Raw genomic sequence first — 13960 nt, forward strand, 5'->3', positions numbered from 1 at the left:
GAAAACCGTTTTAAACATATTGGCTGTTGTGCAGGAAGAATATGTATGTTATCCTCCTTGTAACTACCGTAGTTTAATTTGATGGTTACAATTAAATGGAGGCGATGGAATGAGCATTCGGAATTTGCTGCTGGAATATTGGGGTTATTGCATGGAAAAGGAAGATTGGTATCCGCCGCTGCAGCCCGCCCTTCAAAATGTATCGTTTGAGCAGGCGCTGTGGAAACCCGCCGACGGGGCGGCCAACAGCATTTGGGAAAACGTCCAGCATCTTTTGTATTATAAGGAGCGTTTGCTGGCCCGGTTAAAGGGGACGTCGGATGTTTTCAATCTAAGCAACGATGAGACGTTCCGCATCCCTGAAGCGAGCCGCCAAGGCTGGGAGCAGGCCAAATCGAGGCTTATGGATGTGCACGCAGCGCTGCAAAGCGAGCTGGAGCGGCTGCCGGAAGAGGAGCTCGATGCGCATCCTCAACGTTTTATGAGTTTGATTACCCACGATGCCTACCATACGGGTCAAATTGTGTTGTTAAGCAAGCTGCAAGGCGTCTGGCCGGCAACGAGAAGCTTTGAATAAGCGTCAAGATTTGGGGGATGCCCCCGCTTCCTATTTAAAGAAAAATTTCTGCTGCTGGCCGTGTTTCGGGGGAAAGAGAATGGATGCGGCCAGGGGTTCATAAGCAGCCTTCAGGGTAAAAAAGAAGCCGGACGTTGCCCGTCCGGCTTTAGGTTTTTGCAGCCTCTTTGCTTGCGTTATGGATGTCGAAACTTATGAGTGATCCGAGCCCTCGCTGCCTGAATTGCGGTAAAAAAACCAGCAGTCGTTCAGCAGCTTGATTTGGCGTCTGTCCTTTTTGCGGAAGGCGCGTGTCAGTTGATTGCAGAGCCATTGCGGCAAGGGTATCTCCTCCTCATGCAAAACCGTCTGTATGGATAGCATATGGGGAAGACGCCCAAAGCGTGCAGGTCTACATCGTTTTATGAGGCGGACCATGCCGCGAACATCCAACAATCGACTTTTGACGTAAAGCGGACCCGAACGGGACGCGATGTGCCCTCTCTCTGGCAGCGTGCGCCTTTAAACATGGACGTCAGACGGCTTCTTCCTCGTACCATTGCTCCAGCTGCGCCTGCAGGGCACGGATTTCGGTGAGCAGCGAGATGAGCGGATAGTTTGTTTCATTGAGGGAAGCAAAAGATCTTTCCAGTTCGTTGATATAATCCAGGCCGCTTACGATCGCGGACGTTTCCTGCAGCAGCTCGAGATGGTCGCATTCGGCCACGGCGAGCGGCAGCTCCGGCGTACCCTGGGCGGTAAGCTTGCTGACTTCCTTATGGAGCCTCAAATTCAGCGCGCTGAGCTGATAAGCATAATCGGCGGGCATCTCCACGTATTGGAGTTTGTCTCCCGATTGCAAAATAACGTATCGCATGTTTGGCATTATGATGGTTCTCCCTCCGTACTTGCTGCTTGCATATCGATGCAAATCAATCCTTACTTGACAGTGTAGCTTAGGGTGAAGTTAAAATTCAAGTAGATTCCTGCGCGGAAAATACTCGTGTCCGTGCAAATAGACGGAAAGGGAGCATTGATGAAGGACATGCCGATCATGAGCAACGACGAGCTGCAGGAGTGGGTGGAACGCGTATCGCTGGAGAGCTTCGGCGTACCTTTCAGGCATCGGGCGACGTTTAATGCGAGATTGTCCTCCACGGGAGGACGATATTTTACGCATACCCATGACATTGAAATCAACCCGCATCAGCTGGAGGAAAACGGCAGGGAAGAGGTGGAGAAAATCATTAAGCATGAGCTTTGCCATTACCACCTGCACCTTGCCGGAAGAGGGTACAAGCATCGCGATTCCGATTTTAAAACGCTGCTCTCGCATGTGGGCGGAAGCCGGTTTTGCAGCACGCTTCAGAGCCGCGGAGGGAGAAAAACGCTGCCGTATCGTTACGTCCTGGTTTGCCAGGGATGCGGGATGAAATATATGCGCAAGCGGAAGGTGGATACCAGGCGTTTTCGATGCGGCAAATGCAGGGGAAAACTCCGGCAGACGACGCTTGACTCGCCCCAAAAATCATGATAAATTATGTATTGTCACCATATTGAAAACGTTCCCCGATAGCTCAGTCGGTAGAGCACTCGACTGTTAATCGAGTTGTCACAGGTTCGAGTCCTGTTCGGGGAGCCAGTATCTTGGAGAGATACCCAAGTGGCTATAAGGGGACCCTCTGCTAAGGGGTTAGACTGCGTAAGCGGTGCGAGGGTTCGAATCCCTCTCTCTCCGTTTTGGAATACTTCGAGAACTCCCAGCGCTTACGCTGGGAGCTTCTTCTGTTCTAGGGATGGGAACCCTCGTTTCGACTTATTGATTTTTTTCGTCTTGGTATTCGGCTTCAAAGCCTTCGATGGCTCTTTCGCGCTTCGTATTTTTGTGCTGGAGATTGTGGAGCTCTTCCCCGGAGATTTCATCGGCATGCTCGTCCAGGTAATCGTTCGTTTTTTGGATGTTTTCGCGCGTATTGTCGATGGCGTTTTGGATTTTTTCCGCGTTGTCGGAGCGGTTGTCAGGTTTAGCCATGGTTTCGTTCTCCTTTGGTGTGTGTATTTTAGGTTCAGGATTAATTCATCCCAGTGATGACATACCAATCATAAGATGCCGGATTCAGGCCAAACTTATTCATCCATGACGCAAAAAGGCCCGTTCCAAAAGAAATAAAAAAAATTTCAAAAAGGTACTTGTCATGTCCCAAAAATTCTGTTAAGATAATTTCTGTTGTCACGATTGATAATCTGGCCCGTTGGTCAAGGGGTTAAGACACCTCCCTTTCACGGAGGTAACAGGGGTTCGAATCCCCTACGGGTCACTTCTTTCACTTTTAAATGTATGGGCGCACATCTTTGTGAGTCATCGAGAGCCATTAGCTCAGTTGGTAGAGCACCTGACTTTTAATCAGGGTGTCGAAGGTTCGAGTCCTTCATGGCTCACCAGTTTTATTTTCCCTAAACGTGCGGTAGTGGTGGAATGGCAGACACGCTATCTTGAGGGGGTAGTGGGCGTATGCCCGTGGAGGTTCGAGTCCTCTCTACCGCACCATAATCATAACAACGACAGTCCTTGCGAAGCCAAGGATTTTTTTGTGTTCAAAAGAAAAACAAAAGCGCACCGATGCCGCGAACCGAGGATCCTGACGGGTACCTCGCAGCAGCAGGTGCGCTTTTTTTTGGTGAATGATTTTAATAAGGAATATGAGTTCCGAATATCGCGGAATATTAAACGTTACGGCGTTGATCCGGGCGCCTGGCGATGATGCGTGTGCTGTTCATAGCTGTAAGCCAGCTTGATAAGCTCGGGTTCGCTGAATGCCCGGCCGAAAAAATCGATGCCCACCGGGAGACCGTCCGGCGTAAATCCTGCGGGTACCGTTACCGTAGGCCAGCCCGTAAAAGAACTCAGCTTGAAGGCGTCTCCGGCCACCTGATCTTCGCCGATTTTGACGGCGGTTTTGGACGAGGTCGGAAAGATCAGGGCGTCCAGCTGATGGTCCGCCATCATTTTCAGGACGGCCTCCTGCACGTATTTCGTGCGGTACAGGACGATGTCCTTATACTCCTGCGCGTCCAAAGAGGTTCGTTTGTTCCGGTCGATCAGCGCCTTTTCGATTGAAGGATCGTACCGGCCGGAAGCGATCAATTCGTCCAACGATTTGTACGGCGAAGCGTCGCCGAGCGACTTGAGATAATCATTGAATTGGAATTTGAATTCCCAGGCGCTTAGGCTTCCGTATTTGTTGATGACATCAAAGTTCGGGATTTTGACGTTGTCCACAAGTACGGCGCCTGCGGCTTTCATTTCATCGATGGCGCGGGAGGCGACGGCGTTGACCTGTTCGTCGGTGCCGAATACTTCGCGTACGATGCCGATCCGGGCGCCTTTCAGCCCGTCGCGATCCAGGTAATCGGTATAATCCTTTGGCACGAAGCCTACGCTTTTGGCCGTCGCAATGTCGTTGGGATCATAACCTGCCGTCGCATTCAATATGAGGGCCGCATCGGCTACGGTACGTGCGATCGGTCCGCCCGTATCCTGGGTGAGCGCCAGCGGGGCAATGCCGTCGCGGCTGGATAAGCCGACGGTCGGGCGGATGCCGACCAGGCTGTTGAACGAGGAAGGGATCCGGATCGATCCGCCGGTATCGGTGCCCATGCCGACCGCGGCCAGGTTGGCGGCAACGGCGGCGGCCGTGCCCCCGCTGGAACCGCCGGGCACGCGGGTCAGGTCGTACGGGTTAAGCGTTTGCCCGCCCATCGAGCTGACGGTCGTATAGCCGAAAGCAAATTCGTGAAGATTGGCTTTGCCGATCACGATGGCGCCGGCGTCCCTTAATTTTTTCACTTGCGCCGCGTCATCCGGAGGGATGACGCCCTTCAGGCCGACGTTGCCGGAGGTCGTGGGCATGTCATATGTATCGTAGTTGTCTTTGACGATCACGGGGATGCCGTGGAGCGGGCTGCGTTCTCCCGTGGCGGCGCGCTCGGCGTCAAGCTGTCTTGCCGTTTCCAGCGCCTTGGCGTTCAAAGTAAGGATACTGTTGAGTTTGGGGCCTTGATGATCGTATTTCGCGATCCGCTCCAAATATTGCCCGACCAGTTCTTCGGAGGTGAGGCGCCCGGTTTCCATCGCTTTTTGCATCTCCGCGATCGTAGCCTCGGTCAGCTTGAAGGGCTGCAAATATCGGTAAAGGCGATAGACGATGGCGGCGGTTTCGCGATGGGTCAACATGCTGCCGTAGCCGAAAGCCTGAGGTGATTTTCCCTGCATCAGCTCGGCGGTGTATACGTCTGCGATGGCTTTGCGATCGGGACTGTCCGGAGCAACGTCGCGATATTCAACCGGCTTGGCATAAGGCACTTGAATGAGCGAATCCAGGAGGGAAGCCGCCTTTTCCCGCGTCAGCCCTCCTTTTTCTTGGGGGACCGCCAGGGTGACGGAGGAACCGGCGGCTTTTGCGGCCGTTTTGACCGCTTCGGCGAATTCGGCCGCCGTGATCGGCGAACTGCTAGCCCCAGCCGATGTCAGCGATTGAGGCATCCAGTTTTGGGATAAGGCTTCCGCCATCTCGCCGCTCGGGGCGGGGGAGGCTGCCGGAGAGGCCGATGCGATCGTCGGGGTGAGCGACAGGGCAGAGATAAGTAGCAGCGCTAACTGTTTGCTTTTGAAACTCTTCATAAGTTCTCCTCCTGTGGTTATGTTATGAAAGATGACTCTATACGGAAGACAAGGGCCTGTTTGAAATCCCTGGTTGAGGGGCCGGAAGGCGGATATGCAGGGATTGGGGATCAACAAGCGGCCTTGTTTTCATCGTTGGAGCCTATTTTAGCGGAGAAGATATCACATGGATTGTATAAAACGGAACTGATGTAAGGTAATATGACGCTAATTATGATTTTTTTGCAGAAGATGCGTTAGCCAGACGGTCGGGCATTCGCGGCTGAATTTTTTGAACTCGCGGATAAAATGGGCTTGATCGTAATAACCGGATTCCGAAACGACGTTGCTGAAGGCGATTTTACCGGGCTGCAGCAGTTGGCGGACGGCGGATTGGAAACGTACGATTTGGCAAAACGTCTTGGGCGGGATCCCTACATATGCCTCGAATAAAGAGCGGAAGTGTCGGCTTGAGCAGTTCGCGATGCCCGATAAATGGCTGAGGCTGATATTTCCGCGAGCTTCGCAGATTCGGTCAATCGCCGGCCCGAGTCCTTTGGGCTCCCGATCTCCTCCAAGCGGCGCCAACGCCGTAACGCGGGTTATCCCCTCTTGGAAGAGGCTGATCCGGCTGAAAAAGGAACCGCCCTCCAATGGAAGCCGCAGCATGGAGCACAGGCGGGCGGGGAGGAATTCGCCAAGCGGGACGCAGCTGTTCGCCAGTTTTTTGACGGGGATCAGGGAATGAGGGGCGAGCGGTACGGGGAGGAGCCTGGCGCCAAAATACGTCGTTCCCGGCTGGAGCGATAACGTCCGGCTGCGGACGCCGCCTATAACCATCGGGCCCGAAACCTGTGCTCCGAAAGGGAACAGGATATCGATGCAGCCTCCGGGGATAAGCGGGCACCGTCCCGGGTGTTCCGGGGGAACAACAAATTGATAAAAGAGAACCGGGAAGCCCTCTTGCGAAATATGGTCGCGGAGTTCGATATAGTCGTCGAAGTGATTGGCCATCCCCGGCTGTGCGGGCAAAAAATCAAAAGCGGCAGGTGCAAGGTTCATCGTCATCTCTCTCCTTCATGAAGCATCGGGTCCATATCAAAATAACCCCACAACGTGGGGCCGCTTCCGTGTCTATTCGGGCGTTTCCGGTCAAGCGATATGGGGGTTGCTTGCCGTGGATTCAAAACGTTCTTTCGTCAGGGAATCTTTTTCGAGCAGCCACGCCTTTTCCATTTCCGCCGTCCATTTGCCGGCCAACATGGCGGCCTCGGGACGGGCGATGTTCAGCGGGCGGGCCGCGCCGTAAACGCAGGCGCATATGGCGGATTTCATATAACCGTACACGGCCTGATCGCAGCTTGTTCCCAATTGGTAGTTGATGTACGCATGAACGGTAGGCAGGCAAGCAGGACCGAGCCGATCCCGGACGATGCCCTCCAATACGGAGAGGTTGAGCCATGGGTACAAGGCTTGTGCCAGCTTCACCAGTCTTTTTCCCCGTTTTCTTGCCGCTTCGCATTCGTCCGCCGTTAAGGCTGGGCCAAGCAGCATGTTGTCGATGTTGCTGATTGAGGCGATGTCCAGCAGCTCGGCCGCCTCGTATACCGCTTGAATGGCGGTGCCGTCTTGGCGGACTAAACGGTTCGTCAGGGGATGAAGAAAATAACCTTCGAGTTCCATCTGCGTTTGAATACGTCCCTCCGAAATGCGGCTTCTTAAGTCCGATAAGCAGCTGAAGCCTCCAACCGATAAATCGTTATCCAGCATCTGCACGTAATCCAGCAGTTTGGTGCTTTTGTCGTTCAACGCGGTCACCTCCAGGTAAGAATAGGATGAGCCATTCGAAATGGATGAAAACCAAATTTTATGTTATATTATATTACATAGAATGCACTGTACGACTATTTGAAACAGAATATTTGTAAGTTAATATCACACAAACTTTTCCTTTTGTCAATAAAATGAGTGAAAAAAGAGGATGATAACTCAATTAAATGTAATAAAATATAACATAATATTAACAGGAGGGTGATTTAGCCCGAAGAGAGCGAGCCGATCGCTCCTTCGGTACGAGATTCATGACAAACATGAAGCACTTAAAGGGAAATCCTAAGCCCTTGAATCTATCTTGAAAAACATGCGAAACGACAGTCCGGATCCCGCTTGGAGTTCGGGCTTTTTTTGTTATATGATAATGATAACCATTCTCAATAAAAGGCGGTATCAAGAATCATGATCTATTCAATCAATCCAGCGCACGCGCATGAAATGACCATAAGATTATGGGACGCCGATATTTCCGTCGAACCGGGGCTCAGAATGGAGCAGCGGCTGGCCGTGAATCACGCATTGATTGTGCTTCTAAGCGGGGAGGCCGACCTGGAGCTGGAGGACCGGGTCATCCGGATGAGCGAGGGGAGCGTATATATTTGCCCGGGCGGGAAAACCTTCGGCATCGGCGGGCAGGGTGCGGAACCGGTATCGGTCGCTATTTTTCATTTCAGCATATATCAGGCGGTTGCCTCGCGCAAAGAGGCGCTGCATGAAATAGGGGAGGAAGCTTGGATGCTCCGCGAAAGCAGGGTCGGCACCATGCCTTCAAGAAAATGGCATTCGATCTGCCGCAAGGTGTACAAGCATTTTCATCATAACGAACCGATCAGGAGGTGGCGGGCCCAGCTGGACTTCCAGGAGATGCTGTACGAATGGGCCGCGGCTAACGGCAAAGAAGCAAGCGGCGATAAGATGCAGGCGCTGGAGCGGGCGAAAGCCATGATCGAGGAGCGGTACGCCGAGGAGCTGACGATCGACCGGATCTCGGAGGCGGCCGGATTCAGCGCGAATTATTTTGCGGATTTGTTCAAAAAAACGTACGGCCGCAGCGTCATGGATTATGTGGCGCAGGTTCGGATGAACAAGGCGAAACGGCTGATGCTGGGATCGGAGAGCTTGCTGAAAGAGGTCGCCCATCTCGTCGGTTATAAGGATGAATTCTACTTCAGCCGGAAATTCAAAAAGGAATACGGCCTCTCTCCCACGGCGTTCATCCGGAAGCGGAAAAATAAAATCGCCTTATACGGTTCGACTTCGCTGCTTGGCTACCTTTCGCCCCTGCAGATCATTCCTTATGCCGCACCGCTGCATCCGAAATGGTCTCCGGAGCCGTATCATGCGTTGGGGCCGGACATTCCGGTCCACCTGAGCGCCTTTCGCCAAAATCACGATAGAGAATCGAACCTGGGCATCTTGGAGGCGGCCGGGCCGGACCGCATCGTCTGCATGCGCGAAATCGAAGATTGGGAAAAGGAAAGGCTGGCCCGGATTGCCCCCGTGCACGAGTTGTCGCTGGAAACGGAAAACTGGCGGGAAGAGTTCCGGTCGCTGGCGCAGTGGCTGGATCGGACGGAAGAAGCGGAGCAGTGGCTGGGCATGTTTGAACGGCATATGGCATGGCTCAGGTCGCATGTTCAGCGCCATGCGGCGCAACCCGCCGTTGCGGCGGTGCGCGTGTGCCGGAACCGGCATGTTTTTTATCGCAGCTGGGCCGTAAATGAAGTGCTGTACAAGCAGCTCGGATGCCGCATGCCCTTGGTCCCCGAAGGGATATCCGACCAATCCGTGCTCACGATCGAACAATTGAGGGAGATGGGGGCGGGCCATTTGCTCGTTTTGGTCCGGCAGGATTCGGAGACGCTCGCTTTTTGGAGGGCCTTCTCATCTTCCCCGGAATGGATGTCGCTGCCCTCCGTGCGTTCCGGCAGGATGCATCTTGTATCATCGCACCCATGGCGCGAGTATTCTCCCGCAGCGATGCAGCTCATGGCAGAATCCGCGGCACGGCTGCTGACCGGGCAAGTCCCCGGCCTGAAAAATCCATGAGAAATCGGTGAATTGTCCATGGCCTATTCGACCGTCCTCTTTTACCATCAATAATGATAATCATTATCAATTGGTGGAGCGCGCAAACCTCGAATTCACGTCCGGACGCATTTTGAAGTTTTGCCATCCTTCATGAAAAAGGGAGTCGAAGGGAGAAATCGGCAAGCGATGAAAAGAAAGAATCTTTTAGTAGGGGTAGTCTTGATGTTCGCGCTGGTTATATCGGCCTGCGGCAAAGCAAACGAAACCGCCGGGCAAGGAGCAAACCCAACGACGGGGCAAACAGAAAGCCGAAACGCCGGAAAAGCAGCGGAACAGCCTGCGGCCTCCGCATCGGGTATGAGAGTGGTCAAATACCTGGATAAGGAATATACGCTTCCTTCCAAAATCGAACGGATCGTCATCACCGGCGCCGTCGAGGCCATGGAAGACTCGATCGTGCTTGACGTGAAGCCGGTTGGCGCGATTTCCTTCTCCGGCAAGTTTCCGCCGCTGTTCGAATCGGTCACCCAAGACGCCAAGTCGGTCGGGGAAAAAACCGAGCCGAATTTCGAAACGATTTTGTCGCTGAAGCCGGACGTCATTTTGGGTTCGACCAAATTCAAGCCCGAAGTGATGGAGAAGCTGAGCAAAATCGCGCCGACCATTCCTTATTCCCACGTCTCCACGAATTGGGAAGCAAACCTGCGATTGCTGGGCGAACTTAGCGGCAAGCAGAATCAAGCCGAACAGGAGATCCAGAAATATAAAGAGGACCTGGCTGCGGCCAAAACCCAAATCGGCGACAAGCTTAAGGGCAAAAAGGTCGTGGCCGTGCGGATCCGCGGCGGCGAGCTTTACATTTATCCGGCGGCGGTGTTCTTCAATCCGGTTCTGTACGAGGATCTCGGTCTTGAAGTCCCGGCCGAAGTCCAAGCCGCCAAAGCGCAGGAGCTGGTCTCGAAAGAAAAATTCGCGGAGATGAATCCGGATTACCTGTTCATTCAATTTTCGCCGGACGAAAACCGGGATACGCCGCAGGCGCTTGAGGACTTCCGGAAAGACCCGATCATGGGCAGCCTGGACGCCTTCAAAAACGGCAGGGCGTTCGTAAACGTCGTCGACCCGCTGGCGCAAGGCGGCACGGCATACAGCAAAATCGAATTCCTAAAGGCGGCGGCGTCCCATCTTGAGAAATAAAGACCTCCATGTAAGGCGTGTTGACGATGCGTGATAAACGTACGCTGCCGGTTGCCATCCTGGCCATGGCTCCGGCAGCCATGGTGTTATTGATTGCGGCCTCCGTATTATACGGCGCCAAATCCATTTCGGCCGGGGAGATATGGCATGCGGTCGTGTCCTTCAACCCGGATTCGGTCGATCATCAAATCATCATGAGTTCCCGCCTGCCGCGCGCGGTAGGCGCGCTGCTGATCGGCGCGTTTCTTGCGGTTTCGGGAGCGCTGATGCAGGGTATGACCCGAAATTATTTAGCGTCCCCGTCGATGATGGGGGTGTCGGACGGTTCCGTGTTTGCGGTGACGCTGTGCATGGTATTTTGGCCGAGCGCGAATCCGAACGTGTACATTGTGAGTTCGCTGATCGGATCGGCGCTCGGGGCGGCCACCGTCTTTGGCCTCGCCCGGCTGATCCCTAACGGGCTGAGTCCCGTCAAATTGGCGATACTCGGCTCCATCATCGGAACGTTTCTCAGCAGCACGGCTCAAGCCCTGTCGACGTATTTCCAGGTGTCGCAAAATATCAGCTTCTGGTATAACGCCAGGCTGCACCAGATGGATCCGGAGCTCATCCGGCTCTGCATCCCGTTTGCGATTTTCGGTCTGGCGCTGGCGCTGGCCGCTTCCAAATCGGTCTCCGCCCTTTCAATTGGGGAGGAGGTCGCCACGGGCCTGGGCATCCGTACAGGGCTGGCCAAAGCGGTGGCCGTTGTCGCCGTCGTCCTGCTGACAGGAGTTTCGGTAGCGCTCGCGGGCAAGGTGGCCTTCGTCGGCTTGATCATTCCGCACATCGCCCGTTTTTTCGCCGGTTCCGATTACCGCTGGATCATCCCGGTTTCCGGCGTGCTGGGGGGCGTATTCCTGGCGCTTTGCGATATCGCCGCCCGGTTCGTCAACTATCCGTTCGAAACGCCGGTAGGCGTCGTGACGTCCTTGATCGGCGTGCCTTTCTTTTTGTATCTGATCCGGACAAGAGGAGGTGCGCAGCGTGAATAGCTTGTCCCGTAAGCGGTTTTGGACGGTGGTTGCGGCCGGGCTGCTGCTGGCGGCCGCGGCGGCTTATCTCAGCCTGACCAACGGAACGTTTGATATGTCGGTGCCGGATGTGGTCACAACGCTGCTTCGCATCCATCCGACGCCGGAGCATGATCTGGTCGTGTTCGAGTTCCGTTTGCCGCGGATCGTGCTGGGGGCGCTCGTCGGTTTTGCTCTGGGCGTCGCGGGTTCCATGATTCAGGGCGTGACGAGGAACGGGCTTGCCGATCCCGGAATACTCGGGATCAATGCCGGGGCGGGGCTGGCCGTGGTGCTGTTCATGTTTTGGTTTCAAGGCAGCATGACCGCCACGGGCTGGCTCGGCGTGATGCTGATGCCGCTGTTCGGCGCGGCCGGAGGCCTGCTGGCGACGGCGGCCATTTATATGTTCGCGAAAGAGGGCGGCAGGCTTGATCCGCAGCGGCTCATCCTGGTCGGCATTGCGATCGCATCGGGTTTTGGCGCCCTGACCGTATATATCTCGCTTAAAATGAACCCCAAAGATTACGAGGCGGCCGTCGTATGGCTTGCGGGCAGCCTGCATGGGGCGAACTGGAAGTTCATCGTCACGATGCTGCCGTGGCTGCTGCTTCTGCCGTGGATCTGCCTGCGTTCGCGTCCGCTGGATCTGTTCCAGCTCAGCGAGGAAAGCCGGAAGGGCCTCGGGCTCAACGTGGAACGGGAAAAAAACATCATCCTGCTCTGCAGCGTCGGCCTCGTCAGCGCCAGCGTCGCGGTATCCGGCAGCATCGCCTTCGTCGGGCTGATCGCCCCGCATATGGCCAGGCGGCTCGTCCGTTTGCGGCATATCCATGTCATTCCGGTCAGCGGCTTGATCGGGATGATCATGGTGCTGACCGGCGATTTCATCGGGAAAACGGTGTTCGCTCCGGCCGAGCTGGCCGTCGGCATCGTCGTATCCATCATCGGCGTGCCTTATTTCGTATATTTGTTGATCCGCGCGCGGGGGTAGGACGATCATGACAGGAGGAAATTATGAATCGATATCAGGAGCTTATGGTTGGCGATCGGAAGCTGGTCGTTCATCTGCCGCCATCCTATGATGATTCGGGCCGCCGGTTCCCGGTTGCGTACGTGCAGGACGGCGGGGAACTGTTTGCCGGCTGCCTGAATTATTTGCAGCATTTACATACGTCGGGCCAGCTCGAGGAAATCATTTTGGTCGGGATCGTGCCTCGTTCCCGCCATGACGAATATACGCCGTGGCCGGCCGCCGCGCTCGCTGACGGATTTCCGCCCTTCGGCGGGCGGGGGCGGGCATATGTGGACGAGGTGGCGGATGTGCTGAAGCCTTACATCGACAGCCATTATCGGACAAAAAGCGATGCGAAGGATACCGCCATCCTCGGCGGATCGCTCGGCGGCCTGATCGCTTGGTTCGCAGGCTTCTGGCGTCCCGACGCGTTCGGCAGGATCGGCATGCTATCGGCCTCTTTCTGGTATGAGGGCGCGGTCGACTTCATCAAGGAACGCGATAACGCCGGGAACCCGGTGCGGATGTATATGTCCGTCGGGGAAAAGGAGGGCATTTACAAGAACAATCGGCAGCGGCATATGGTGGAGCTGACGAAGGAAGCGCACCGCCTGTGGCTTGAGAAAGGGATGCCTGTCAGCCGATTGAAGCTGGATTTGGAGCCGGAAGGCACGCATGACAACCTGTTTATGATGAGGCGGTTTCCCGAAGCCTTAAAATGGCTGTTCGGAAGAAAAGACGAAGCGGTCAAGGCTTCGGCCATGACCGACACCGGCGGGGTCCATCTCCCGGGCACGCGGACCTGGAGCTTCACCTCCGGCCTGAACGGCCGCGAATACCGGATCCTGATCGCCGAACCCGCGGGCCCGCCGCCGGAAGGAGGTTATCCCGCATTGTATACGCTGGATGCGAATGCTTCCTTCGGTTCGCTGACGGAAGCGGCAAGGCTGCAGTCGCGGGGGCCGCACGGGATTCCGCCGGCGCTCATCGTCGGGATCGGGTACCATTCCGACGATCCGATCGTCACGAAGGAACGGTTTTTCGATTATACGGTCTATGCCGACGACAGCGAGCTGCCGCAAAGACCGGATGCTTCCGGCTGGCCGCAAACCGGCGGAGCGGAGGCGTTCCTTGATGTTCTGGAATACGAGCTGAAACCCGCCGTAGAGTCTGCTTATGCGGTGGACCGTTCCCGGCAGTCCTTTTTCGGCCATTCGCTCGGAGGTTTCCTGGTTTTGTATGCGATGTTAACGAGGCCAAACGCTTATCGGCGATATTTCGCGGCCAGCCCGTCGATTTGGTGGAAAAACGGCCTGATCTTTAAGCTTTGGGAGGAACGCAGCGGTGCATCGGCGCTTCCCCGTTCGGAAATCGAGCTGCACTTAAGCGTAGGGAGCCTGGAGAAGCCGCACATGGTCAGCGATGCGTACCGGCTGTATGCGTTGATGACGGCAAGCGGCCGCGGCCCAAAAACAATTTCGATGAACGAGGTGCAAGGGGAGGGGCATGTCTCGCTTTTGCCTTCGCTGCTGAGCCCGATGCTGCGGATCGTGACACGCTGAACCCTTCGCTCCAGCGGCTGGTCCGCTCCGTTCTGCAGGGCCGGCGCATATTCT

At 55.3% G+C, this 13960-nt stretch carries 13 protein-coding genes and 5 tRNA genes; 12 read left to right on the forward strand and 6 right to left on the reverse strand.

All coding sequences use genetic code 11. The features are described from left to right. Positions 1 to 109: 109 nt before the first annotated feature. A complete protein-coding gene (locus KI367_RS22155; protein ID WP_036713078.1) occupies positions 110 to 577 on the forward strand; it encodes a DinB family protein in 468 nt (155 codons plus the stop codon). Positions 578 to 769: 192 nt separating this feature from the next. Here the strand turns inward: KI367_RS22155 and cmpA are convergent, their stop codons facing one another. Both cmpA and KI367_RS22165 read right to left on the reverse strand, forming a co-directional pair. Next, on the reverse strand, positions 770 to 898 hold the full coding sequence (gene cmpA / locus KI367_RS22160) for a cortex morphogenetic protein CmpA (protein WP_156124654.1): 129 nt from the start codon (positions 896 to 898) through the stop codon (positions 770 to 772). A 193-nt stretch (positions 899 to 1091) separates the two neighbouring features. Further along, a complete protein-coding gene (locus KI367_RS22165; RefSeq protein WP_036713081.1) occupies positions 1092 to 1442 on the reverse strand; it encodes a hypothetical protein in 351 nt (116 codons plus the stop codon). Between the two features lie 168 nt (positions 1443 to 1610). On the opposite strand from KI367_RS22165, the gene KI367_RS22170 reads away from it, so the two are divergent. The 3 genes from KI367_RS22170 (at position 1611) to KI367_RS22180 (ending at position 2294) form a co-directional block, all read left to right on the forward strand. Continuing rightward, positions 1611 to 2090 (forward strand): SprT family protein, encoded by a 480-nt coding sequence (locus KI367_RS22170; protein WP_081992589.1) that lies wholly within the window; start codon positions 1611 to 1613, stop codon positions 2088 to 2090. Between the two features lie 32 nt (positions 2091 to 2122). Beyond that, positions 2123 to 2198: transfer RNA gene (locus KI367_RS22175), tRNA-Asn, on the forward strand. A 7-nt stretch (positions 2199 to 2205) separates the two neighbouring features. Continuing rightward, positions 2206 to 2294: transfer RNA gene (locus KI367_RS22180), tRNA-Ser, on the forward strand. A gap of 78 nt (positions 2295 to 2372) precedes the next feature. Here the strand turns inward: KI367_RS22180 and tlp are convergent. Further along, positions 2373 to 2588 carry a small acid-soluble spore protein Tlp gene (gene tlp, locus KI367_RS22185; RefSeq protein WP_036713083.1) on the reverse strand — a complete coding sequence of 72 codons (216 nt, stop codon included), beginning with the start codon at positions 2586 to 2588 and terminating at the stop codon, positions 2373 to 2375. A gap of 214 nt (positions 2589 to 2802) precedes the next feature. On the opposite strand from tlp, the gene KI367_RS22190 reads away from it, so the two are divergent. The 3 genes from KI367_RS22190 to KI367_RS22200 all read left to right on the forward strand — a co-directional run bounded on the left by KI367_RS22190 (position 2803) and on the right by KI367_RS22200 (position 3104). Further along, a tRNA-Glu gene (locus KI367_RS22190) sits at positions 2803 to 2874 on the forward strand. A gap of 48 nt (positions 2875 to 2922) precedes the next feature. Then, a tRNA-Lys gene (locus KI367_RS22195) sits at positions 2923 to 2998 on the forward strand. A 20-nt stretch (positions 2999 to 3018) separates the two neighbouring features. Continuing rightward, positions 3019 to 3104: transfer RNA gene (locus KI367_RS22200), tRNA-Leu, on the forward strand. Positions 3105 to 3287: 183 nt separating this feature from the next. Here the strand turns inward: KI367_RS22200 and KI367_RS22205 are convergent. The 3 genes from KI367_RS22205 to KI367_RS22215 all read right to left on the reverse strand — a co-directional run bounded on the left by KI367_RS22205 (position 3288) and on the right by KI367_RS22215 (position 7025). Next, positions 3288 to 5237 carry an amidase family protein gene (locus KI367_RS22205; protein WP_212952189.1) on the reverse strand — a complete coding sequence of 650 codons (1950 nt, stop codon included), beginning with the start codon at positions 5235 to 5237 and terminating at the stop codon, positions 3288 to 3290. 207 nt (positions 5238 to 5444) lie between these two features. Further along, on the reverse strand, positions 5445 to 6278 hold the full coding sequence (locus tag KI367_RS22210) for an AraC family transcriptional regulator (RefSeq protein ID WP_212952190.1): 834 nt from the start codon (positions 6276 to 6278) through the stop codon (positions 5445 to 5447). Positions 6279 to 6368: 90 nt separating this feature from the next. Next, positions 6369 to 7025, reverse strand: coding sequence for an urease accessory UreF family protein (locus tag KI367_RS22215; protein ID WP_036713088.1), 657 nt, complete (start codon positions 7023 to 7025; stop codon positions 6369 to 6371). 426 nt (positions 7026 to 7451) lie between these two features. On the opposite strand from KI367_RS22215, the gene KI367_RS22220 reads away from it, so the two are divergent. The 5 genes from KI367_RS22220 (at position 7452) to KI367_RS22240 (ending at position 13906) form a co-directional block, all read left to right on the forward strand. Continuing rightward, positions 7452 to 9098, forward strand: coding sequence for an AraC family transcriptional regulator (locus KI367_RS22220; RefSeq protein ID WP_212952191.1), 1647 nt, complete (start codon positions 7452 to 7454; stop codon positions 9096 to 9098). Between the two features lie 168 nt (positions 9099 to 9266). After that, complete coding sequence (locus KI367_RS22225; protein WP_036713091.1) at positions 9267 to 10277, forward strand: ABC transporter substrate-binding protein; 1011 nt, start codon at positions 9267 to 9269, stop codon at positions 10275 to 10277. A 26-nt stretch (positions 10278 to 10303) separates the two neighbouring features. Further along, positions 10304 to 11311 carry a FecCD family ABC transporter permease gene (locus KI367_RS22230; protein ID WP_212952192.1) on the forward strand — a complete coding sequence of 336 codons (1008 nt, stop codon included), beginning with the start codon at positions 10304 to 10306 and terminating at the stop codon, positions 11309 to 11311. Further along, complete coding sequence (locus tag KI367_RS22235; protein ID WP_212952193.1) at positions 11304 to 12323, forward strand: FecCD family ABC transporter permease; 1020 nt, start codon at positions 11304 to 11306, stop codon at positions 12321 to 12323. Before KI367_RS22230 ends, KI367_RS22235 begins: the two co-directional genes overlap by 8 nt. Positions 12324 to 12346: 23 nt before the next feature. Continuing rightward, positions 12347 to 13906, forward strand: coding sequence for an alpha/beta hydrolase (locus tag KI367_RS22240; RefSeq protein WP_212952194.1), 1560 nt, complete (start codon positions 12347 to 12349; stop codon positions 13904 to 13906). Positions 13907 to 13960: the final 54 nt, after the last annotated feature.

Source organism: Paenibacillus cookii (assembly GCF_018333375.1).
Classification (GTDB): Bacteria; Bacillota; Bacilli; order Paenibacillales; family Paenibacillaceae; genus Paenibacillus_AQ; species Paenibacillus_AQ cookii.

Coding starts and splice junctions, on each gene's coding strand:
- tlp (WP_036713083.1), bottom strand. CDS start 2,588: ATGGCTAAACCTGACAACCGCTCCGACAACGCGGAAAAAATCCAAAAC.
- KI367_RS22205 (WP_212952189.1), bottom strand. CDS start 5,237: ATGAAGAGTTTCAAAAGCAAACAGTTAGCGCTGCTACTTATCTCTGCC.
- KI367_RS22165 (WP_036713081.1), bottom strand. CDS start 1,442: ATGCCAAACATGCGATACGTTATTTTGCAATCGGGAGACAAACTCCAA.
- KI367_RS22210 (WP_212952190.1), bottom strand. CDS start 6,278: ATGAACCTTGCACCTGCCGCTTTTGATTTTTTGCCCGCACAGCCGGGG.
- KI367_RS22240 (WP_212952194.1), top strand. CDS start 12,347: ATGAATCGATATCAGGAGCTTATGGTTGGCGATCGGAAGCTGGTCGTT.
- KI367_RS22225 (WP_036713091.1), top strand. CDS start 9,267: ATGAAAAGAAAGAATCTTTTAGTAGGGGTAGTCTTGATGTTCGCGCTG.
- KI367_RS22220 (WP_212952191.1), top strand. CDS start 7,452: ATGATCTATTCAATCAATCCAGCGCACGCGCATGAAATGACCATAAGA.
- KI367_RS22170 (WP_081992589.1), top strand. CDS start 1,611: ATGAGCAACGACGAGCTGCAGGAGTGGGTGGAACGCGTATCGCTGGAG.
- KI367_RS22230 (WP_212952192.1), top strand. CDS start 10,304: ATGCGTGATAAACGTACGCTGCCGGTTGCCATCCTGGCCATGGCTCCG.
- KI367_RS22155 (WP_036713078.1), top strand. CDS start 110: ATGAGCATTCGGAATTTGCTGCTGGAATATTGGGGTTATTGCATGGAA.